Origin of the sequence: Burkholderia sp. Bp8998, assembly GCF_003854235.1 — a bacterium.
Lineage (GTDB): Bacteria > Pseudomonadota > Gammaproteobacteria > Burkholderiales > Burkholderiaceae > Burkholderia.
This window is the reverse complement of sequence record NZ_QTQF01000010.1, coordinates 144512-165508: the sequence shown is the minus strand read 5'-3', so window position 1 is coordinate 165508 and position 20997 is coordinate 144512. Positions and strand designations below refer to the sequence as shown.

General features: G+C 64.4%; 22 protein-coding genes. 8 read left to right on the top strand and 14 right to left on the bottom strand.

Annotated features, from left to right (window positions below):
- Window positions 1–401 precede the first annotated feature (401 nt).
- The 4 genes from DIE06_RS13385 (at window position 402) to DIE06_RS13370 (ending at window position 4199) form a co-directional block, all read left to right on the top strand.
- A complete protein-coding gene (locus DIE06_RS13385) occupies window positions 402–1619 on the top strand; it encodes a DUF2863 family protein (protein ID WP_124661827.1) in 1218 nt (405 codons plus the stop codon).
- Window positions 1620–1828: 209 nt separating this feature from the next.
- Window positions 1829–2665 carry a response regulator transcription factor gene (locus DIE06_RS13380; protein WP_124661826.1) on the top strand — a complete coding sequence of 279 codons (837 nt, stop codon included), beginning with the start codon at window positions 1829–1831 and terminating at the stop codon, window positions 2663–2665.
- Between the two features lie 75 nt (window positions 2666–2740).
- Window positions 2741–3415: an energy-coupling factor ABC transporter permease gene (locus tag DIE06_RS13375; protein ID WP_124661825.1), complete on the top strand. Its 675-nt coding sequence runs from the start codon at window positions 2741–2743 to the stop codon at window positions 3413–3415.
- A gap of 136 nt (window positions 3416–3551) precedes the next feature.
- Window positions 3552–4199, top strand: a complete 648-nt coding sequence (locus DIE06_RS13370; protein ID WP_124661832.1) for a BspC domain-containing protein — start codon at window positions 3552–3554, stop codon at window positions 4197–4199.
- A gap of 83 nt (window positions 4200–4282) precedes the next feature.
- Here DIE06_RS13370 and DIE06_RS13365 read toward each other — a convergent pair whose 3' ends face one another.
- Together DIE06_RS13365 and yaaA are read right to left on the bottom strand one after the other, a co-directional pair.
- Window positions 4283–5437, bottom strand: coding sequence for a M14-type cytosolic carboxypeptidase (locus tag DIE06_RS13365; RefSeq protein ID WP_124661824.1), 1155 nt, complete (start codon window positions 5435–5437; stop codon window positions 4283–4285).
- Between the two features lie 137 nt (window positions 5438–5574).
- On the bottom strand, window positions 5575–6357 hold the full coding sequence (gene yaaA, locus DIE06_RS13360; RefSeq protein WP_124612557.1) for a peroxide stress protein YaaA: 783 nt from the start codon (window positions 6355–6357) through the stop codon (window positions 5575–5577).
- A gap of 57 nt (window positions 6358–6414) precedes the next feature.
- Between yaaA and DIE06_RS13355 the strand changes: the two genes are divergently transcribed.
- Window positions 6415–6912 carry a putative toxin-antitoxin system toxin component, PIN family gene (locus DIE06_RS13355; RefSeq protein ID WP_124661823.1) on the top strand — a complete coding sequence of 166 codons (498 nt, stop codon included), beginning with the start codon at window positions 6415–6417 and terminating at the stop codon, window positions 6910–6912.
- 33 nt (window positions 6913–6945) lie between these two features.
- Window positions 6946–8118 (top strand): pyridoxal phosphate-dependent aminotransferase, encoded by a 1173-nt coding sequence (locus DIE06_RS13350; RefSeq protein ID WP_124661822.1) that lies wholly within the window; start codon window positions 6946–6948, stop codon window positions 8116–8118.
- Window positions 8119–8169: 51 nt separating this feature from the next.
- Here DIE06_RS13350 and DIE06_RS13345 read toward each other — a convergent pair whose 3' ends face one another.
- Window positions 8170–8826 carry a glutathione S-transferase gene (locus DIE06_RS13345; protein ID WP_124661821.1) on the bottom strand — a complete coding sequence of 219 codons (657 nt, stop codon included), beginning with the start codon at window positions 8824–8826 and terminating at the stop codon, window positions 8170–8172.
- A gap of 211 nt (window positions 8827–9037) precedes the next feature.
- On the opposite strand from DIE06_RS13345, the gene DIE06_RS13340 reads away from it, so the two are divergent.
- Window positions 9038–9829 (top strand): oxepin-CoA hydrolase, alternative type, encoded by a 792-nt coding sequence (locus DIE06_RS13340; RefSeq protein ID WP_124661820.1) that lies wholly within the window; start codon window positions 9038–9040, stop codon window positions 9827–9829.
- A 174-nt stretch (window positions 9830–10003) separates the two neighbouring features.
- Window positions 10004–10696 carry a glutathione binding-like protein gene (locus DIE06_RS13335; RefSeq protein ID WP_124661819.1) on the top strand — a complete coding sequence of 231 codons (693 nt, stop codon included), beginning with the start codon at window positions 10004–10006 and terminating at the stop codon, window positions 10694–10696.
- Between the two features lie 51 nt (window positions 10697–10747).
- On the opposite strand, the gene DIE06_RS13330 is transcribed toward DIE06_RS13335, so the two are convergent.
- From DIE06_RS13330 to nuoK, 11 genes are all read right to left on the bottom strand, one after another.
- Window positions 10748–11224 carry a MaoC family dehydratase gene (locus tag DIE06_RS13330; RefSeq protein WP_124661818.1) on the bottom strand — a complete coding sequence of 159 codons (477 nt, stop codon included), beginning with the start codon at window positions 11222–11224 and terminating at the stop codon, window positions 10748–10750.
- Window positions 11221–11682 (bottom strand): MaoC family dehydratase, encoded by a 462-nt coding sequence (locus DIE06_RS13325; RefSeq protein ID WP_124661817.1) that lies wholly within the window; start codon window positions 11680–11682, stop codon window positions 11221–11223. The genes DIE06_RS13330 and DIE06_RS13325 overlap by 4 nt, the downstream gene beginning before the upstream one ends.
- 34 nt (window positions 11683–11716) lie before the next feature.
- The gene (locus tag DIE06_RS13320) at window positions 11717–12850 is read right to left on the bottom strand and encodes an acyl-CoA dehydrogenase family protein (RefSeq protein ID WP_124661816.1); all 1134 of its coding nucleotides are present in this window, start codon (window positions 12848–12850) and stop codon (window positions 11717–11719) included.
- Window positions 12851–12869: 19 nt separating this feature from the next.
- Window positions 12870–14066 carry an acyl-CoA dehydrogenase family protein gene (locus DIE06_RS13315; RefSeq protein WP_124661815.1) on the bottom strand — a complete coding sequence of 399 codons (1197 nt, stop codon included), beginning with the start codon at window positions 14064–14066 and terminating at the stop codon, window positions 12870–12872.
- A 55-nt stretch (window positions 14067–14121) separates the two neighbouring features.
- Entirely contained in the window at window positions 14122–14544 is a 423-nt protein-coding gene (locus DIE06_RS13310; RefSeq protein ID WP_124661814.1) for a DUF1178 family protein, read from the bottom strand.
- Window positions 14545–14680: 136 nt separating this feature from the next.
- Complete coding sequence (locus DIE06_RS13305; RefSeq protein ID WP_124661813.1) at window positions 14681–15271, bottom strand: NUDIX domain-containing protein; 591 nt, start codon at window positions 15269–15271, stop codon at window positions 14681–14683.
- A gap of 41 nt (window positions 15272–15312) precedes the next feature.
- Window positions 15313–15609: a DUF2818 family protein gene (locus tag DIE06_RS13300; protein ID WP_124661812.1), complete on the bottom strand. Its 297-nt coding sequence runs from the start codon at window positions 15607–15609 to the stop codon at window positions 15313–15315.
- Window positions 15609–17063 carry an NADH-quinone oxidoreductase subunit NuoN gene (gene nuoN, locus DIE06_RS13295; protein ID WP_185733401.1) on the bottom strand — a complete coding sequence of 485 codons (1455 nt, stop codon included), beginning with the start codon at window positions 17061–17063 and terminating at the stop codon, window positions 15609–15611. Before nuoN ends, DIE06_RS13300 begins: the two co-directional genes overlap by 1 nt.
- A 36-nt stretch (window positions 17064–17099) precedes the next feature.
- A complete protein-coding gene (locus tag DIE06_RS13290) occupies window positions 17100–18590 on the bottom strand; it encodes an NADH-quinone oxidoreductase subunit M (protein ID WP_124661810.1) in 1491 nt (496 codons plus the stop codon).
- Window positions 18591–18606: 16 nt separating this feature from the next.
- A complete protein-coding gene (nuoL, locus tag DIE06_RS13285; RefSeq protein ID WP_124661809.1) occupies window positions 18607–20661 on the bottom strand; it encodes an NADH-quinone oxidoreductase subunit L in 2055 nt (684 codons plus the stop codon).
- A gap of 17 nt (window positions 20662–20678) precedes the next feature.
- Complete coding sequence (gene nuoK, locus DIE06_RS13280) at window positions 20679–20984, bottom strand: NADH-quinone oxidoreductase subunit NuoK (RefSeq protein WP_004185739.1); 306 nt, start codon at window positions 20982–20984, stop codon at window positions 20679–20681.
- Between the last annotated feature and the right edge of the window lie 13 nt (window positions 20985–20997).

The window sequence follows — 20997 nt, the reverse complement described above, 5'->3', positions numbered from 1 at the left end:
GTTAATTTTTAAAGAGCATTTCTGCGAGAAACCTGAAGTTTCTCAGCAGCGCTGCGTTTTCAGCAGCATAGAAGCGAAATTATGAACCGTCTTTTTCAGTTCGTCAACAACTTTTTTAACGACTTCGTTGCGACGACTGGGGTTCAACTTCGTGTGCGCCGGGGCTCTACAACCAGCCCTCGACCGCACCGCTTCCCTTCTTCCTCCGCGCCGCGTTTCCGTTAGCGCGAAAGAGGCGTGATTCTAAGCAGCTCCCGGCCATCGCGCAAGGGGGTTTGATGGATTTTTTCCTTCATCCCCGCCGATTCGGCCTTCCGGCCATGCCGCAGCACGAGACCGCTTATGGTGCAAAGAACGGACTAGAATATGAGGTTCTTCGCCTCTTTCTATACGTATTTAATATGCGCCAGCGAATCGCCAAACGCCTCCCCCCCGACGCCGACAAACTGGTCGGCCTGTCGCTTGCGCTCTTCGCCTCGGGCAGTCGCATCGAGGATCGCTTCTGGGAAGCGAAGCTCGATGCGCTGCTCGCCAAGATTGTTCGCAACGGCAACCAGACCACGCTCGACGCAGCACTCGACCATCTGCAGCAGAACCACCCCGATGCCTATGGCGCACTCGCCGACATGGCCGAGACGCACAGTGAATCGATGGTGATCGAGCACGACGGCCAGCCGTACGATGCGCTGCTGGTCGCCGTTCCCGTTCTCGCGTGGACGCGCTACATGATTCCGTCGGGCCCGCTGAAAGGCGATGTCGCCGACGCACTGCGCGCGCACCTGCAGGCGCACGTGCTCGCCACCGGCACGCTCGTCGGGCTGGCCCCGTTCCTGTACAGCATCGACCAGCTGCCGCGCCACCATGTCGAGACCTACCGGCTCGCCCAGCAGCTCGCGCATGCGGCGCTCGGCCAGCACGCCGCCAAGCTCAGCTTCGGCGACCTGCCCGAAACCTCGCCGATCCTGGCCGACCCGCGCTTCCTGCTCGCCGTCGTCGCCGCGCCGGCCGGCGCACCGCTGTTCCGCTGGCAGGAAGAAGAGCACGGCAACCGGATCGAACGCGGCCAGTGTCTCGAGCAATGGACCGCCCAGGGCGGCCCTAACCTGTCGGCTGCCCTCCCCGGCTGCGAGTTCGAATGCCTGCTTCCGGACGCGTACTATTCGGCATGCCGTGATGCGGACGAGCGCATCCGTCCGCACACGGTCCGAACGGCCATCCGTTATCTTTTCGACACACTTGGTGCGGCACCGCAAGAACTGCGCGCGGTGGTCGCCGGCTTCGGCGAGCGCCGGATCGACGAGTATCGCGTCGGCTTCACGCGACGTGCCAGCAACGACGTGATCTATGGCGTCGTGTGGCCGCTCTACGGCCGTGAAAACGGCGACGTGTCGATCGACAGCGCGACGCTCGAAGGCGAAGCACCGATCGAAGGGCCGCTCGAGGAGATCGTGAGCCTGCTGAAGGAATGCGGTGTAACCGACGTCCGCCGGCACGCAGGCCGCTTCGAGCCCGAATACTGCGACGACTGCGGCGTGCCGCTCTATGCCGATCCGCTCGGCGAAATCGTCCATGCGGAAATGCCGGAAGACGCTTCGCCCGCCCAACCGCACTTTCACTGATCGTGTACCGCAGGCCCATTGAGTCTGCCCGACGAAGCCGCTCCCGGTTCCAGCCGGAGCGGCTTTTTTCTCGCCCGCATTTCCCGCACTCGAAATTTCAGACTTTTCCTAAGCCTTTCAGCCAAGCAGACATCGTGTAAGGTCTTTGTCATTATCGGATCCAACGCGTGCCGATGGCAGCTCAATGACTCACCTTACGGAGGTTGAATATGCGGTTCCTGGTGCTGAACTCAGACGCCGAACGGCGTGACGGACTGAAGGCCCTGCTGCGGCAGATCGACCGTCACGCCAGCATCAACGATGCGCCCGATGGTTTCCAGGCGCGCCGGCTGCTGCGCACCCAACGTTTCGACCTCGTCGCCATCGACTGGCTGGACGTCGGCCGGCACAGCGAACTCCAGGCGCTCTGCAGCGCCTGCTCGCCGACACCCGCCGCGGTTCTGATCGACGAATCCACGCCGGAGGCCATCCAGCGCTTCTACAACTATGGCGTCGCGGGCGTGATCCCGCACTCCACACGGCCGCACCTGATCGTGCGGGCGCTCGAAATGGTTCTGCTGGGTGGCCATTACATCCCGCCGATCGCGCTTAGCCTGCTGCCCTCCGCCGCCGCGGCACGTCACGACGCCCATTTCCAGACGCTCGCCGGATCGCTGCCGCGCCGCCCGCCAAGCGGCCTCCTGTCGCCGCGGCAGGCGCAGATCATGCGCTTCGTCCATATGGGCAGCACCAACAAGATGATCGCCCGCACGCTCGGCATCAGCGAAGGCACCGTCAAGATCCACCTCGCCAGCATCTTCCAGCAGCTGGGCGCGGCAAACCGCGCCGCCGCAGTCGCGATCTACAACGGCTGGTTGTCACCCCATCTCGAGGTGCTGCTGGCGAACCGTGATCGTGCAAGCAAGCCCGCCATCGGCGAACGCGGCCCGGTTCCGCTGCGCACGCAACGGAACGACCGTCCATACCCGTTGCCGGCCGCGAATGCCGGCACTCGGGACCTGCCGCTCGCGGCCGAACCGCCGGCGCGGTTTCGGCGCGAGCGCTGACCGGCCAGTATCGATATTGCGACGGTCGACATTCGCGGATTCCCACCTTTGATGCTCAACGAGTAATATGGACGCATGGGTTTTCTTTTCACACCGCTTCCGCTCTGGGTTGGCATCGGCGGCTGGATCGCCGCCGTGGCGCTGCTCGCGCTCGCGCTCTGGAATCGTCCCTTCGTCCGGCTGCAGGACGCAACGCTCCAGCACGTGTGGCTCGCGCTCGTCACCGCGATCACGGTGCTCTGGGCCTCGAATGCGTGGCTCGAGGACGGCATCGTCATGCACCTGCTCGGCGCGACGCTGCTCGTCACGCTGTTCGACTGGACGCTTGCGCTGATCGCGATGGGTGCCGTCACGGCCGTCGCAGCGATCGTCTTCGATGCGCCGTGGCAAGGCATCGGCCTCACCTACCTGATTTACGGCGCGCTACCGGTCGCCGTGTCCGCGTTGCTGCAACGCGCCGCGATCGCATGGCTCCCGCACAACCTCGCGTCGTTCATCACCGGCCAGGGATTCCTGTCACCGGCCATCGCGATCGCCGCGGTCGCCGGGGCCGCGGCCGGTGTTCAGCTGGCGCTTGCGGACGGCGTGCCCGTCGTGATTCCTGCCGGCTATCTGCTGAACACCGCGCTACTCGCGCTCGGCGAAGCGTGGTTCACCGGCATGGCCACCGCGCTCATCGCCGTCTATCGCCCGGCGTGGGTCACAACGTTCGACGTTCGGCGCTATCGCCTCGGCGGCCCGCGCGCCTGAACGCACCGGTTCCGATGCGATCGCTGCACGCGGCGATCTGTTTGCGCGGCGCGGGAGAGTGCGGCATCTACTGCCGCACAAGTTTTTTACGCTAAGATTGAACTCCTGTTCTTCATCGGGCATCTATACGTGCCCGATGCCTCATTCGCTCCTCACCAATAACCAGATGGACAGCTCACCTGCCTCGCTCCGGGTTTTCCGGGCGCTCGGCAAGCTGGCAGCCTGTGTCGCGGGCCTGTCGCTTGCGCTTCCGGCACCGGTATTCGCCGACCTCCTCGACCAGCGCTCCGAACTGATCAACAAATTCGTCAACGAGATGCATGCCGATCCGATCGTCGCCGATTGTGCGGCGCACGGCAGCTTCATCGCCAGCACGTCGTCGGCCTTCGACCGCGTCGACTTCGCGCCGAACGCGTTCGCAAGCGGCAACGCGACGATCACGCCGTGGAACGACTCGTTCGACGAGGGCAAGCAGCGCGTGAAAGTCGACAACATCGTCACAGTGGATGGCCTCGGCGTCCACAGCGACGGCAGCGACCCGACACCGCTGAAATTCCGCTGCGGCTATGTCGGTCAGCAAATGCTTGCGTTCACCTGGAACGATCCCGTGCCGCCGCTGAAGCCGCGCGTCGAGCGCCCGTCGTCGTCGACGAAGAAGTTCAAGGGCAAGTCGCACCGCGGTAAGGCCAAGGCATCCGGCCGCACCGGCAAGAAAGCCGTCGCAACGAAGAATTCCAGCGGCCAGAAGAAAGCCGTGAAGAAGAAAACCGTGAAGAAGTCCTGATACGACGGAGCGGCAACGACAAAAGCTGAAAAGCCGGCGCATCACGCGATGCGCCGGCTTTTTTCATATCGACGACGATGCGCTTACGCGAACGTCTCGACGTGCACCAGAATTGCGGCCAGCATCGCCGCGCCGAGTGCAGCGCTCCGCTCGCCGTTCCAGCCGACCCGCTCGTCGGGCAGGTTCGCGTTGTCCTTGAACGGCATCTCGAGCGTCAGCGACAGACAGCCGAACTGATGGCCGATGTACTTCGACGCGAGCTTGAGCGCGTCTTCCTTGTATTTGCTCGCCGCATAGCCATGCTCGGTCTGGAAATCCGGGCTCGCGACCTTGAACGCATCGATGAACGCGGTCTGCTCCTTGCCCTGCTGCTCGGTAAAGCTCGGCAGCATCTCCGAACCCGCGACGAACACGTACGGCAGATCCTCGTCGCCGTGAATGTCGAAGAACATGTCGCAGCCGATCGCGTGGATCGCATCGCGCACGGCCAGCACTTCGGGGCTGCGCTCGGCATCGGGCGCCATCCACTCGCGGTTCAGGTTCGCGCCCGCCGCGTTGGTGCGCAGGTTGCCGTGCACGCTGCCGTCCGGATTCATGTTCGAAACGATATAGAACGTCGCGCGGTCGTACAGCTTGCGCGCCACCGGATCGCCCGCCCAGTCTCCCCATCCGGCCAGCCGCTTGACGAGCCCTTCGACGAACCACTCGGCCATCGTCTCGCCCGGGTGCTGGCGCGCGATGATCCACACCTTCTTCTTCGGTGCACCATCGACTTCCGGCGCACCGAGCGTCAGCAGCGACATCGGACGGCCTTCGACCGTGCGGCCGAGTTCGACGACACTCGCCTGCGGCAACTGCTGGACCGCGCCGAGGAACGCCGCATGGCGCTCTTCCGAATACGGCTCGAAATACGCGTAGTAGATGCTGTCGAACTCGGGCGTATGGTCAATGGTCATCGTCTTGCCGTCGAACGTCGTCGGCACGCGGAACCAGTCGACCCGGTCATAGCTCGCGACCGCCCCGTAGTTGCGCCATCCCGACGGATACGCGCATTCGGCCGCATTCTCGAACGACATCACGCATCGCTCGCCACGCGCGCCCGTCAGGCGGAAGTAGAACCATTGCGCGAATTCCGAGCGATTGTCGCCACGTACGCGCAGCCGGATCGCGTCCGGGCTGTCGCACGCCACGACGTCGATGGCGCCCGCGTCGAAATTGCTGGTGATCGAAAGGGTCATCTGTCTCTCCAGTGTCGACCGAAGTTGGTGCTTCAGCACTGACTCCGGTCCCATGCAAAGTTGTCGACCGGAACGGGCGGTTTGCCGCGTGTCCGGCCTCATGCATGCGTCGGCCGTCTCGTGAACGGCCGACTTGGTCACTCGCCGATTCGCCGGCGATATACGTAAGTCGAATCGTTCGACGCAGAGGCATCGAACGCGTAGTCTTCCACCGCGAAATCCTTCAGCGCCGCGGGCTCCGCGATGCGGTTCTCGACGATATAGCGCGCCATCAGGCCACGCGCGCGCTTCGCGTGGAAGCTGATGATCTTGTAACGGCCGCCCTTCCAGTCCTCGAACACCGGCGTGACGACGGGCGCGGCCAGCAGTTTCGGCTTCACCGACTTGAAGTACTCGGTCGACGCGCAGTTGACCAGCACCCGCGCCGCGCCGCTGCGCGTCTCGAGCTGCTCGTTCAGTGCCCGCGTGATCCGGTCGCCCCAGAACGCATACAGGTCCTTGCCGCGCGCGTTCGCGAAACGGGTACCCATCTCGAGCCGGTACGGTTGCAGCAGGTCGAGCGGACGCAGCAGCCCGTACAGGCCCGACAGCACGCGCACGTGCTGCTGCGCATAGTCGAGATCGGCGGCCGACAGCGATTTGGCATCGAACCCTTCGTACACGTCGCCGTTGAACGCGAGCACCGCCTGCTTCGCATTGGCCGTCGTGAAGGTCGGCGACCAGTCCGCGTAGCGCTGGAAGTTCAGCCGCGCGAGCGGGTCGGAGATGTCCATCAGCGTCGAGATGTCCTGCGGCGACAACTTGCGCAGGCCGTCGATCAGTTCCGACGCATCGTCGACGAATGCAGGCTTCGTGTAAGACGGGACGTGGGCGGGCGTATCGTAGTCGAGGGATTTGGCTGGGGAGAGAACGATTATCATAGAGGCTCGCTGGCACGCCGTGCCTTGCGGTCAGACGAAAACCACCGATTGTAACGAATGACCCGCTCCCTCGCCCCGCATGCCGCACATCGCGTCGTGCTCGACTCGAACGTCTGGATCGACATACTCGTATTCGACGACCCTGCCACACGCCCGATCCGGGCTGCGCTCGAACGTGGCACGCTGGCCGCCGTGATCGACGGCCGCTGCCTGAACGAACTCCAACTCGTGCTCGACTACCCGCAATTCGAGGCGCGCGCGATCGACAAGGCCGAAGCGCTCGCGACCGTCGCCCGCCTGGCGAGCCTCGTCGAGCCGCCGCCCGTCGACGCCGACGCGCCGCCGCTGCCGAAGTGCAAGGACCGCGACGATCAGAAGTTTCTCGAGCTCGCGCGCGCCGCGCAGGCCGACTGGCTCGTGTCGAAGGACCGTGCGCTGCTCAAGCTCGCGAAGCGCACCGCGCGCGACTTCGGCTTCCGGATCGCGCAGCCCGCGCCGTTTGCCGAAGCCTGCGCGCTCGATGCCGCGTCGGCCACCCCTACCACGCCGGCCTGACGGGCCCGGCGCCACCCGCTTGCGACCGTATCGATGAACGCTCCATCCGCCATGCCTACGACTCCCGTTTTCCCCTCGCGCTTGCCGAACGTCGGCACCACGATCTTCACGGTCATGAGCGCGCTCGCCGCCGAGAAAGGCGCCGTGAATCTCGGCCAGGGCTTCCCGGATTTCGATTGCGACCCGCGCATCCTCGACGCGGTCGCGGCCGCGATGCGCAATGGTCACAACCAGTATCCGCCGATGGCCGGCGTCGCGCCGTTGCGCGATGCGATCGCCGACAAGATCGCACGGGTCTACGGGCGGCGCTACGATCCGGCCACCGAGATCACGGTGACGGCCGGCGCGACGCAGGCACTGCTGACGGCGATCCTGTGCGCGGTGCATCCCGGCGACGAGGTGATCGTCGTCGAACCGACCTACGACAGCTATCTGCCGTCGATCGAGCTCGCCGGCGGCAAGCCCGTGTTCGTCACGCTGGAAGCGCCCGACTATGCGATCCCGTTCGATCGCCTGGCCGCCGCGATCACGCCGAAGACGCGGATGATCATGATCAACACGCCGCACAACCCGACCGGCACCGTGTGGCGCGAGGCCGACATGCGCAAGCTCGAGGAGATCGTGCGCGGCACCAACGTGCTGATCCTGTCGGATGAAGTGTACGAACATATGGTCTACGACGGCGCGCGGCACGAAAGCGTCGCACGCTACCCGGAACTGGCCGCGCGCAGCTTCATCGTGTCGAGCTTCGGGAAGACCTATCACGTGACGGGCTGGAAGGTCGGCTATGTCGCGGCGCCTGCCGCGCTGACCGCGGAGTTCCGCAAGGTCCATCAGTTCAACGTGTTCACGGTGAACACGCCGATGCAGATCGGGCTCGCCGACTACCTGCGCGACCCTGCACCGTACCTGACGCTGCCCGACTTCTACCAGAAAAAGCGCGACTTCTTCCGCGCCGGCCTCGAGCGCACGCGCTTCAAGCTGTTGCCGTGCACGGGCACGTACTTCCAGTGCGTCGATTATTCGGCGATCAGCGACCTGCCCGAAGCGGAATTCTCGAAGTGGCTCACGTCGGAAATCGGCGTGGCGGCCATTCCGGTGTCGGCGTTCTATCACGAGTCGCACGAATCGGGCGTCGTGCGCTTCTGCTTCGCGAAACAGGAAAGCACGCTCGCGTCCGCACTCGAACGGCTCGCGCGCCTGTAAGTCCGGGTAGCAGGGCAGCGAGGCGCTGCCCGTGCCGCGCCCGGGTCGCGCTTACGAACGCGCGGCGCTGGTTGCCTCGACGTAGGCCTTGCGATCGGCCGCCACGCGCTGTGCGGCCGGCCGTTCGCCGACCAGCTTCGCGTGCGCCTTCCAGTCGATACCGGCGTCGAGCAGGAAATCTCGGCCGAAGATGGCCTTCGTCGCCATTCCGATCACCGGCAGATGGATCGCTGCGGCAATGTCCGCAAGACTGAATGTGTCGCCGAGCACGTAGGGCGAGAACTGCGCCATCCGCTTGAATGCATCGATCGCGCGCGGCAGGCGCTTCTCGACGTGCGCCTTCATCCCGTCGCTGACCTTGCCGCCGAAAAACGCTTCCGTATAGACCTCGCGCGCGGTCCATTCGAGATAAAGCTCGAGCGTCTCGACGAGTTCGCGCACCTTCGCGGCCGCGAACGGCCCGGCCGGAAAAATGGCCTTGTCGGGATAGCGCTCCGCCAGATACTCGATGATCACCTGCGACTCGAACAGCGCGCCCTCTTCCGTCTTCAAGAACGGAATCTTGCCGAGCGGCGAATCGGCGAGCAGTGCCGGATCGCTGATCGGCAGGCTGCATGCCGATTCCTCGAACGGGATGTCATGCTCGAGCAGGACGAACTTCACCTTGTTGTAGTAGTTGGACAACGGAATACCGCACAGCTGTAGCATCGGAGTCTCCTTCGTTGCTGAAGCGCGGCCGCGGTGATGGCGGCCGCATCGGGATGCGTCGCGCTGAAAAGCACGTTCGTGCTAGTCTAAAGCAGTTTCGCGTCCGTCACGACAACCATACATCCGCTGCGGCGGCACCCTCACGGGGTTGCGCACGAGCCCGCGTAACATGCGGTACCGCAGCCTCGCCATCCGATGGAGACACGCTCGAATGAGTGCTGAACTGCTGGCCTCGCGTCCGCCCGAGAGCGAATCGACGCTCGTCCTCACGCTATCCAATCCCGGCGCGCGCAACGCGCTGCATCCCGACATGTACGCGGCCGGCGTCGAAGCGCTCGCCACCGCCGAGCGCGATCCCGCGATTCGCGCCGTCGTGCTCACGGGGGCCGACCGTTTCTTTTGCGCGGGCGGCAACCTGAACCGGCTGCTCGACAACCGCTCGAAGGATCCGTCCTACCAGGCCGACAGCATCGAGCAGCTCGGCGCGTGGATCACGGCGATTCGCGCAGCGACGAAACCCGTGATCGCGGCAGTCGAAAGTGCGGCGGCCGGCGCGGGCTTCTCGCTCGCGCTCGCGTGCGACCTGATCGTTGCCGCGCACGACGCGAAGTTCGTGATGTCGTACGCACGCGTCGGCCTCACGCCCGATGGCGGCGGCTCGTGGTTCCTTGCGCGCGCGCTGCCGCGTGCGCTCGCCGCCGAAATCCTGTTCGAGGGCAAGCCCGTCGCGGCCGAACGCCTGCATGCGCTCGGCGTCGTCAATCGGCTCGCCGTGCCCGGGGCCGCACTGTCCGACGCACTCGCGTGGGCCGACTCGCTTGCCGGCATCTCGCCGAACGCGCTTACGCGCATCAAGTCGCTGCTCGACGATGCGACCGCGCAGCCGCTCGATGCGCATCTCGGCTCCGAGCGCGATCACTTCGTCGCGTCACTGCATCACGCGGACGCGTTCGAAGGCATTACTGCATTCCTCGAGAAACGCCAGCCACGCTACAAGCGCTGATCCGGCGCGCTTCCGCCGTTCCAACGGCGTTGCCGCCGCGGCGGCGACACACGCGCGCAGACGTGTGGCCGCACGTTTCCGACGCCTGCAGCCCGTATCGATCCATGCTCTAATGACCGCCTGTCGCGGCGCCCTGTCGGCGCCGTTTTCGCGCATGCAATAAAGGAGTTGACGATGATCGACGTCTACAGCTGGGCGACCCCGAACGGCCACAAGGTACACATCATGCTCGAGGAAACGGGCCTCGCGTATCGTGTGCATCCGGTCGATATCGGTGCGGGCGACCAGTTCAAGCCCGAATTCCTGACGATCAGCCCGAACAACAAGATCCCCGCGATCGTCGACGCGGACGGCCCCGGCGGCAAGCCGATCTCGCTGTTCGAATCGGGCGCGATCCTCATGTACCTGGCGGAAAAGACCGGCAAATTCCTGCCGACCGAGCCGGCCGCGCGCTACGCGACGCTCGAATGGCTGATGTTCCAGATGGGCGGCGTCGGCCCGATGCTCGGGCAGGCGCATCACTTCCGGCTGTATGCGCCGGAGAAGATCGACTATGCGGTCAATCGCTACACGAACGAAGCGAAGCGCCTATACAACGTGATGGAAAAGCGCCTCGGCGAATCCGCCTATCTCGCCGGCGACACGTACACGATCGCGGACATTGCGACGTTCCCCTGGACGCGTTCGTGGCAAAACCAGGGCATCGTGCTCGACGAACTGCCGAACGTGAAACGCTGGCACGAAACGATTGCCGCGCGTCCGGCCGTGCAGCGCGGCGTTGAAGTGCTCGCATCGTTGCGCAAGCCGCTGCAGGACGACAAGGCACGCGAGATGCTCTTCGGCGCGACGCAATACGCGAAGCACTGAAGAAGCACGCGCCGTGCGACGCGGCGGCATCCGTCGATGCCGCCGCGCGCGTCAGAAGTAGTGCAGCGTAATGAATTCCGCCGCGCAAACGAGCAACGGCGTGTCCGGACGCTCAACCTGTACCGACACCGACCACGTCACCTGCACGCCGCCCTGTGCGGCCGCCGCGGTTTCCTTCACCGCGAACAGCGCGCGCACGCGCGCGCCGACCGGCACCGGCTTCAGGAACCGCACACGGTTCAGTCCGTAGTTCACGCCCATCTTCTGCTCGAAGCGCATCGCATCGGTCATCAGCGCGGGAATCAGCGACAACGTCAGGAAGCCGTGCGCGATCGGGCCGCCGAACGGCGACTCGCGCCGCGCGCGCTCGGGATCGACGTGAATCCACTGGTGATCGCCGGTCGCATCGGCGAAACCGTCGACCCGATGCTGGTCGATCTCGACCCAGCCGCTCGCGAGCGGTTCCGCGCCGATCCGCTCATGCAGCGCTTGCGTCGACGCGATCAGCGGCAATGTCACGTCCGTCATGCGCCGGCTCCCTGCGGATGACGCAGCCCGAAGATCACCTTGGTATGCACGGTGATCACCGTGTCGCCGGCACCGTTGGTGCCGATCCACTCCGTCGACACGATGCCGCGATCGGGCTTGCTCGCCGATACGCGCTTGTCGTGGACCTTCTGGTACATCGTGATCGTGTCGCCGGCGCGCACGGGTTTGAGCCAACGGATCGAGTCGATGCCGGGCGAGCCCATGCTGGTCGAATCCGGTCCCAGCTTCTTGATGAGCAGGCTCATGAACACCGAACACGTATGCCAGCCGCTCGCAACCAGTCCACCGAACGGCGATGCCTTGCCGGCCTCTTCGTCGAGGTGGAATGGTTGCGGATCGTAACGTTGCGCGAACGCCTTGATGTCGTCCGGTTCGAACGTGTAGCGGCCGATTTCGGTCGTACTGCCGACTTCCAGATCCTCGTAACTGATACCCACTGTCTATCTCCTCTGGCGCGCTTGCGCGTCGCCGTCATGCCACGTCGGTCTGCGCGAAATCCGGCAGGGCCGCGATGCGCGCAAGGTGATGATCGGTGTCGCCCAGTGTCGTCTCGATGATCGACAGCCGCTTGAACAGGTGTGCGGCGGCGACCTCGTTGGTCACGCCCATGCCGCCGTGCAGTTGCACGGCCTGCTGGCCGACGAAGCGCGCGGCAGCGCCGACCCTCGCCTTCGCGGCCGAAACCGCCTTGCGCCGCGCATCGGCATCGCCGCCCGCGTAACGCACCGCGGCCAGGTAAGTCAGCGAGCGTGCCTGCTCCGCGTGAATCAGCATGTCGACCATCCGGTGCTGCAGTGCCTGGAAGCGCGCGATCGGCACGCCGAACTGTTCGCGCGTCTTCGTGTATTCGACCGTCGCGCGGTTCAGCTCGTCGAGTGCACCGACCGCTTCCGCACAGAGCAGGAAGGTCGCGTAATCGGCAATCTGCTCGAGTGCGGCCGCATCGCGTGCGCCGCCCGTCAGCTGCCGCGCGGGTGTTTCATGCAACTCGATCGTCGCGGCGCGCTGGCCGTCGATCGTCCGGTAGTCGACGAGCTTCACCCCCGCGGCATCGCGCTCGACAACGAACAGGCCGATGCCGCCGCCGTCGACGCGTGCGGGCACGATCCACGCATGCGCCTGCGCCCCGTGCTGAACGACCGACTTGGCGCCGGTCAGCCGGTACGTGCCGCCCTGCTCGCGCGCATGCGTATCGAGTTCGTACAGGTCGTAGCGCGCCCGCGGTTCGTGGAACGCCACGGCCAGGCGCTTCTGCCCTTGTGCGACCGCTTCCAGCAGCGCGGCATCGTCTGCCGTGCCGGCCCCGGCGACACGCAGCGCCTCGACGCCGACCGCCGTCGCCCAGTACGGCTCGACCACGAGTGCGCGGCCGAGCGCCTGCATCACGACCAGCATGTCGACCGGGCCGCCGCCGAATCCGCCCTGTGCGTCCGGCACGGGCAGCGCGGTCAGGCCCAGCTCCGCGAATGCGTCCCATTGTGCGTCCGACACACCGGCATCGCTGCGCACGATGGCCTGGCGCGCGTCGAAACCGTATTGCTCGCCGAGATAACGGCGCAGCGCGTCGCCGAACTGTTGCTGCTCATCGGTAAAGCTGAAATCCATGGTTGTCTCCGTTCCCTGATCACAGCCCCAGGATCATCTGCGCGATGATGTTCTTCTGAATCTCGTTCGAACCGCCGTAGATCGACGTCTTCCGGTAATTGAAGTAGTACGCCGCGAGCGGCGCAGCATCGTCGTCGCCCGCGCTGCTGTGTTCGCGCTCGCCCTCGAGGAACGGAACGTCGAACGGCGCGGCGAGCGGCCCGATCGCCTCGAACATCAGCTCGGTGAGCGCCTGCTGCACCTCGGTGCCCTTGATCTTCAGCATCGACGCTTCGGGGCCCGGCCCCTTGCCGCTCGTCTCGCGGCTCACGACGCGCAGCACCGTCACCTCGAGCGCCATCAACTCGACTTCGAGCGCCGCGACCTTCGCGGCGAACACGGGATCGGCAAGCAACGGCTTGCCGTTCTTGCGCTGGTTCGACGCCACGCGCTTCAGGAACGCGAGCTCGCGCTTCGACGCACCCACGCGCGCAATGCCGGTTCGCTCGTGGCCCAACAGGTATTTCGCGTAGGTCCATCCGCGGTTTTCATCGCCGACGAGGTTTTCGACGGGCACCTTCACGTCCTCGAAGAACACCTCGTTGACTTCGTGATCCTCGTCGAGCGTGATGATCGGGCGCACCGTGATGCCGGGCGTCTTCATGTCGATCAGCAGGAACGAGATGCCCTCCTGCTTCTTCGCCGCCGGATCGGTGCGCACGAGACAGAACATCATGTCCGCGTACTGGCCGAGCGTCGTCCAGGTCTTCTGGCCGTTGACGACGTAGTGATCGCCATGACGTTCGGCGCGCGTGCGCAGCGATGCGAGATCCGATCCGGAGCCCGGCTCGGAATAGCCCTGGCACCACCAGTCGGTACCGTCGAGGATGCGCGGCAGATAGTGGTGCTTCTGCGCTTCGCTGCCGTATTTCATCAGCACCGGCGCGACCATCGATACGCCGAACGGGAGCACGGTCGGCGCGCCGATGCGTGCGCACTCCTCGTCCCAGATGTGCCGCTGCGTCGCGTTCCAGTCCGGGCCGCCGTATTCGGCCGGCCACGCGGGCGCGGACCAGCCGCGCTGGCCGAGAATCCGGTGCCAGCTCGCGAAGTCCTCGCGGTCGAGTCGTTTGTGATCGAGTACCTTGGCGCGCAGTGCGTGAGGCAGATTGGCCTCCAGCCAGGCGCGGACGTCGACGCGGAATGCGTCGTCGGCGGGGGAATAATCCAGATCCATGCGCAGTGTCTCCTGACCGCGGCCGTCCGGCCCGGCCAAGGACACACTGCGTACGTCATTGCAGCGGTTCTTTCAGCGCGGCAGGAATCGGCAGCGGCATCACGTCGATGCCTTCTTCGGCCAAGGATTGCGCATCCTCCGGCGTCGTGACGCCACGAATGCTGCGTGCCGGCGCCTCGTTGTAATGGATGCGCCGCGCTTCCTCGGCGAAGCGCTCGCCCACGTTCTCGGTCTTCTCCAGCACCTCGCGCAGCGCGCGCATCACCTGCGCCTGCAGCGCACGCGGATCGGCCGGCTGCGCCTGCGTCGCGCCCGACAGGTTCAGGCGCGGCGCCGACGGCATCCGGTTGATCTCGGTCGTCCCGCACACCGGACATTCGACCAGCTTGCGGGACAACTGCGCGTCGAACTCATCGGCGGAAGCGAACCAGCCTTCGAACCGATGACCGCGCGGGCACTGTAAATCGAGGACCTTCATACTGAATCAGGGCGTGTGACGAGTGTAGCGCAAAACGCGCTTTTGTGAACGATCGTGCTAAATCAGGATCGCGCGACCGGACAGCCGCCGCGTCACCCGATTGTAACGCGGCGCCCCACCCGCCGCTGACGCGTCGTCAGGGCGTCTCGACCGGGCCGAGCGGCCAGGTTCCGGACAGCACCTTGTCGAGCCACATCGTGCCGATGATCGTCTTCACGTCGGTGATCTGGCCCGTGCGCACCCACTCCTGCAGGTCGGGCAGCGTCGCCGTGAAGGTTTCGAGGAATTCGCCTTCGTCGAGCTTGCGCTCGCCGGCCGTCAGCCCGCGCGCGAGATACAGGTCGATGAATTCGGTCGAATAGGAAATGATCGGGTGAATCCGGGCCAGGAACACGTATTCGCGTGCCGTGTAGCCGGTTTCCTCGCGCAGTTCGCGCACCGCGCAGGCGAGCGCGCCTTCGTTCGGGTCGAGCTTGCCGGCCGGGAATTCGGCCATGACCTTGCCGATCGGATAGCGATACTGGCTTTCCATCAGCACGCGGCCGTCGTCGAACAGCGGGATCACCATCACCGCGCCCGGGTGCTGGACGTATTCGCGCGTGGCCTGCTTGCCGTCCGGCAGGCGGACGGTATCGCGCTTCAGCTTGAGGAACGAGCCGTCGAAAACCGCCTCGCTCTCGAGGCAGGTTTCGGTCAGTGCGGCGTCGTGATTGGGTAGTTCGGCCATCGGCGGGCTCCGGAGGAATGAGCACGCGACGGCCGGAGCCGTCAGCGTCGTTTGACGAGATACTGGAACGTGAAGCCGGGAAACGCGAACACGACAAAGAGACTGAACGTGATCGCGTAAAACTGCCAGCCCTGTTCGAAGCGGTTGCCGGCGCGCGACTCGAGCCAGAAGCCGAGCGCGCCGACGACGAAATACAGCACGATCAGCTCGCCGATCCGAACCCACGCGTTCTTCTTCGTCGCGCCGATCGGCACGACGGCGAAGACACGTTGGTTCAGGAACGGCAGGTTGGCGCATACGAGCGCCAACAGCACGATGAACCAGCCGGCTGCCGACATTACAGCGGCAGCGTGTGACGGATCGCCTGCAGGCAGGCCGTCAGCAGCGGGCTCGGGATCAGCCCGAGCACGACGACCGCGAGGCCGTTCAGCACGAGGATCGTGCGCTTGCAGAAATCGCCGGTGACCGGAGCCGTATCCTGCGGTGCATCGAAGTACATCAGCTTGACGATGCGCAGGTAGTAGAACGCGCCGAACAGCGACGTGATCACGGCCAGCACGGCCAGCCACGTGAGACCCGCGTTGACGGTCGCCTCGAGCACCGCGAGCTTCGCATAGAAGCCGACGGTCGGCGGGATACCGGCCAGCGAGAACATCATGACCATCATCACGAACGCGAACACCGGGCTGCGCTTGTTGAGGCCCTTGAAGTCGTCGATCGTTTCCGCTTCGAAATCGCGGCGTGCGAGCAGCATCACCACGCCGAACGAGCCGAGCGTCGTGATCAGGTAGACGATCGCGTAGAACATCGCCGAGCTGTACGCGTTCGCCGGTGCGTTCGCGTCGCCCTTCACGATGCCGGCGAGCAGGCCCAGCAGCACGAAGCCCATGTTCGAGATCGCAGAGTACGCAAGCATCCGCTTGATGTTGCGCTGGACGATACCGGTGATGTTGCCGACGATCAGCGACAGCGCGGCGAGGATCACGAGCGCGGTCTGCCAGTTCTGCGCGAGCGGCAGCAGGCCCATCACCAGGAAGCGCAGACCCCACGCGAACGCGGCAACCTTCGGGCCGCCGCCGACGAACAGCGTCATCGCGGTCGGTGCGCCCTGGTAGACGTCCGGCACCCACATGTGGAACGGCACGGCGCCGAGCTTGAACGCGATACCGGCGACGATGAAGACCACGCCAAACATCAGCACGGCTGCATCGGTGTTGCCGCCGACCGCCTTGTACACCTCGCCCAGCTCGAGCGAGCCGGTCGCGCCGTAGAGCATCGAGATGCCGTACAGCACGAAGCCCGACGCGAGCGCGCCCAGCACGTAGTACTTCATTGCGGCTTCACTCGACTGCGGGGCATCGCGGCGCAGCGCGATGACCGCGTACAGCGACAGCGACATCAGTTCGAGGCCGAGGTACAGCGTCAGGAAGTTGTTGCCCGACACCATCACCAACTGACCGAGCAGCGAGAACATGCCCAGCAGGAACACGTCGCCGCGGAACATGTCGCGGTCTTCGAGGTACTTGCGCGAATAGACGAGCGAGACCGCGAAGCCGATCGATACGACGGCCTTCATCATGCTCGCGAACGAGTCGACGACGACCATCCGCGAGAAGAAGTAGTACTGCTGCGGATCCAGCGCCTGCACGGCGAACCATACACCGGCGACGACCGACGAAACCACCGCGATCAGATAGGTCAGGCGGCGGCCGGCTGCACCGGTAAAGGTGTCGTTCAGCCATGCGACGACGATGGCGACCATCACCAGCGCGTCAGGCAACAGGACATTCATAGGAGCGTTCATGATCTTGATTTCCTCCGCTCGCGATTACTGGGCCAGCGGCAGCTTCGACTGCGCGACATGGGAGAGGAGGTTTTCCACGGAAACGTGCATCACGTCGGTGAAAGGCTTCGGATAAAGGCCCATCAGCATCGTGAACGCGGCGAGCACCGCCAGCATCACGAATTCGCGACGGCCGATGTCCTTCAGCTTGGCAACGTGATCGTTCGCCACCGCGCCGAAGTACACGCGCTTGTACATCCACAGCGTGTAGGCCGCGCCGAGGATCAGCGTGAATGCCGCGCCGAATGCGATCCAGAAGTTGTACTGGACGGCTGCGAGAATCACCATGAATTCGCCGACGAAACCCGAGGTACCCGGCAGGCCGCAGTTGGCCATCGAGAACAGCATCGCGAATGCCGCGAACTTCGGCATCACGTTCACGACGCCACCGTAATCGGCAATCTGGCGCGAGTGCACGCGATCGTACAGCACGCCGATGCACAGGAACATCGCGCCCGACACGAAGCCGTGCGAGATCATCTGGATGATCGCGCCTTCGACGCCGAGCTGGTTGAAGATGAAGAAGCCGAGTGTCACGAAGCCCATGTGCGCGATGGACGAATACGCGACCAGCTTCTTCATGTCGGACTGCACCATCGCGACGAGACCGATGTAGATCACCGCGATCAGCGACAGCGTGATCACGACCGGTGCCAGGAAGTGGCTTGCGTCAGGCGTGATCGGCAGCGAGAAGCGCAGGAAACCGTACGCGCCGAGCTTCAGCATGATCGCGGCCAGCACGACCGAGCCGCCCGTCGGCGCTTCCACGTGCGCATCCGGCAGCCAGGTGTGCACCGGCCACATCGGCACCTTCACCGCGAATGCGAGGAAGAATGCAATGAACAGCAGGATCTGCGGCGTCATCGCGATCTTGGCGTTCTGCCACGTCGCGAGGTCGAACGAATGCGTCTGCGTGTACAGGTAGATCAGCGCGACCAGCATCAGCAGCGAGCCGGCCAGCGTGTACAGGAAGAACTTGAACGCCGCATACACGCGGTTCGGGCCGCCCCACACGCCGATGATGATGTACATCGGGATCAGGGTCGCCTCGAAGAACACGTAGAACAGCAGGCCGTCGGCCGCCGAGAACACGCCGATCATGATCCCGGACAGGATCAGGAAGGCCGCGAAGTACTGTGCGACGTTCTCGGTGATCACTTCCCACGCGCTGATCACGACGATCACCGTGATCAGCGCGGTCAGCACGACGAACCACATCGAGATGCCGTCGACGCCGAGGTGATACGCGATGTGGAAGCGTTCGATCCAGGTCGAATTCTCGACGAACTGCAGCGCAGCCGTGCTCGAGTCGAAGCCCGTGATCAGCGGGATCGTGACCGCGAGACCGAGCAGCGAACCGATTAGCGCGACCCAGCGGGCCGTTCCCGGATTTTTGTCGTTACCCACCGCGAGCACGAGGAGGCCGAAAACGATCGGCAACCAGATCGCGGTACTGAGAATCGGAAAAGCGTGCATTAGTTGTCCCCCCGCCTTATTTGCCGCCGAGCGTTACAAACAGGGTCAGGAGCCCCAGCATGCCGATGATCATGGCGAACGCGTAGTGATAGATGTAACCGGATTGGAGGAAGCGGATCACGCTGGCGAACCAGCCGATGAACCGGGCGCTGCCGTTGACGAGGCCGTCGATCACGACGACGTCACCTTCCTTCCACAGGCCGCGGCCGATCGCCACCGAACCACGGGCGAACACCACTTCGTTGATCTTGTCCATGTAGTACTTGTTGTCCAGCAGCGTGTAGATCGGGCCGAACGCGCGGCGGATCGACGCCGGCAGTTCCGGACGCTTCAGGTACAGGAACCATGCGACGACAACACCGGCGATCGCGAGCCACAGCGGCAGCGTCGTCAGCGAGTGCAGCGCCATCGCGGCCCAGCCATGGAATTCCTTGCCCAGCTCTTCGAGGCCCGGGTGGTTTTCGCCGATGAAGATCACCTTGTCGAATGCCACGCCGTGTTCGAAGAAGCTGCCGTACAGCATCGGGCCGATCGCGATCGCACCGACGATGACCGACGGAATGGCGAGCAACACGAGCGGCAGCCACACGACCCACGGGGTCTCGTGCGGTTCGTGCGCGTGGTCGTCGTGACCATGGCCGTGGCCGTGATCGTCGTGACCGTGCGCGGCCGCCATGCCCATCGGCGATTCAGGATGCTTCGGGTGACGGAAGCGCTCTTCGCCGTGGAACACGAGGAAGTACATGCGGAACGAGTACAGCGCCGTCACGAACACGCTCGCAACCACTGCGAAGTATGCGAAGCCCGAACCCGCGAGATGCGATTCCTTCACGGCCTCGATGATCGAATCCTTCGAGTAGAAGCCCGAGAAGAACGGCGTGCCGATCAGCGCGAGCGAGCCGATCAGCGACGTGATCCACGTGATCGGCATGTACTTGCGCAGGCCGCCCATGTTGCGGATGTCCTGGTCGTGGTGCATGCCGATGATCACCGAGCCCGCGCCGAGGAACAGCAGCGCCTTGAAGAACGCGTGCGTCATCAGGTGGAACAACGCGACCGGGTACGCGGACACGCCGAGCGCGACCGTCATGTAGCCGAGCTGCGACAGCGTCGAATACGCGACCACGCGCTTGATGTCGTTCTGGATGATGCCGAGGAAGCCCATGAACAGCGCCGTGATCGCGCCGATCACCGTGATGAACGACAGCGCGGTATCCGACAGTTCGAACAGCGGCGACATGCGCGACACCATAAAGATGCCGGCCGTCACCATCGTCGCCGCGTGAATCAGCGCGGAGATCGGGGTCGGGCCTTCCATCGAGTCGGGCAGCCACACGTGCAGCGGGAACTGCGCCGACTTGCCCATCGCGCCGATGAACAGGCAGATACAGGCGACGGTCAGCAGGCCCCAGTCGGTGCCCGGGAAGTGCAGGCTTGCGAGCTCGGCACGCTTCGCGAACACTTCGCCGTAGTTCATCGAACCCGCGAACGCGAGCAGCAGGCCGATGCCCAGCAGGAAGCCGAAGTCGCCCACGCGGTTCACGAGGAACGCCTTCATGTTCGCGTAGATCGCGCTCTCACGCGTGAAGTAGAAGCCGATCAGCAGGTACGACACCAGACCCACCGCTTCCCAGCCGAAGAACAGCTGCAGGAAGTTGTTGCTCATCACGAGCATCAGCATCGAGAACGTGAACAGCGAGATGTACGAGAAGAAGCGCTGGTAGCCGTCTTCTTCCGACATGTAGCCGATCGTGTACACGTGCACCATCAGCGAGACGAAGGTCACGACGACCATCATCATCGCAGTCAGCGAATCGACGAGGAAGCCGACTTCGAGTTTCAGCGAGCCGACGTTCATCCATTCATAGACGGTCGCGTTGAAGCTCGCGCCGCCCATCACGTCGAGGAAGACTTTCGCCGACAGGAGGAACGCGATCAATACGCCGAGGATCGTGATCCGGTGTGCGCCCTTGCGCCCGACTGCGTTCCCGAACAGCCCCGCAATCAGCGAGCCGGCCAGCGGAGCGAGCGGAATCGCCAGCAGCAGGTTTTCATTGAGTGTCGTTGACATAACAGCGTTGCCTGAAATTAACCTTTGAGCTGATCGAGATCCTCGACATTGATCGTGTCGAGCTTGCGGAACAGGGTCACCAGAATCGCGAGACCGATCGCGGCTTCCGCTGCGGCGACGGTCAGCACGAAGAACACGAAGATCTGGCCGTGCACGTCGCCGAGGTAGTGCGAAAACGCGACGAAGTTGGTGTTCACCGCCAGCAGCATCAGTTCGATCGCCATCAGGATGATGATGATGTTGCGGCGGTTCAGGAAGATCCCGACGATCGCGATCGCAAAGAGGATCGCGCCGAGCACGAGGTAATGAGCAAGAGTCAGCATGATTTTCTTTTCC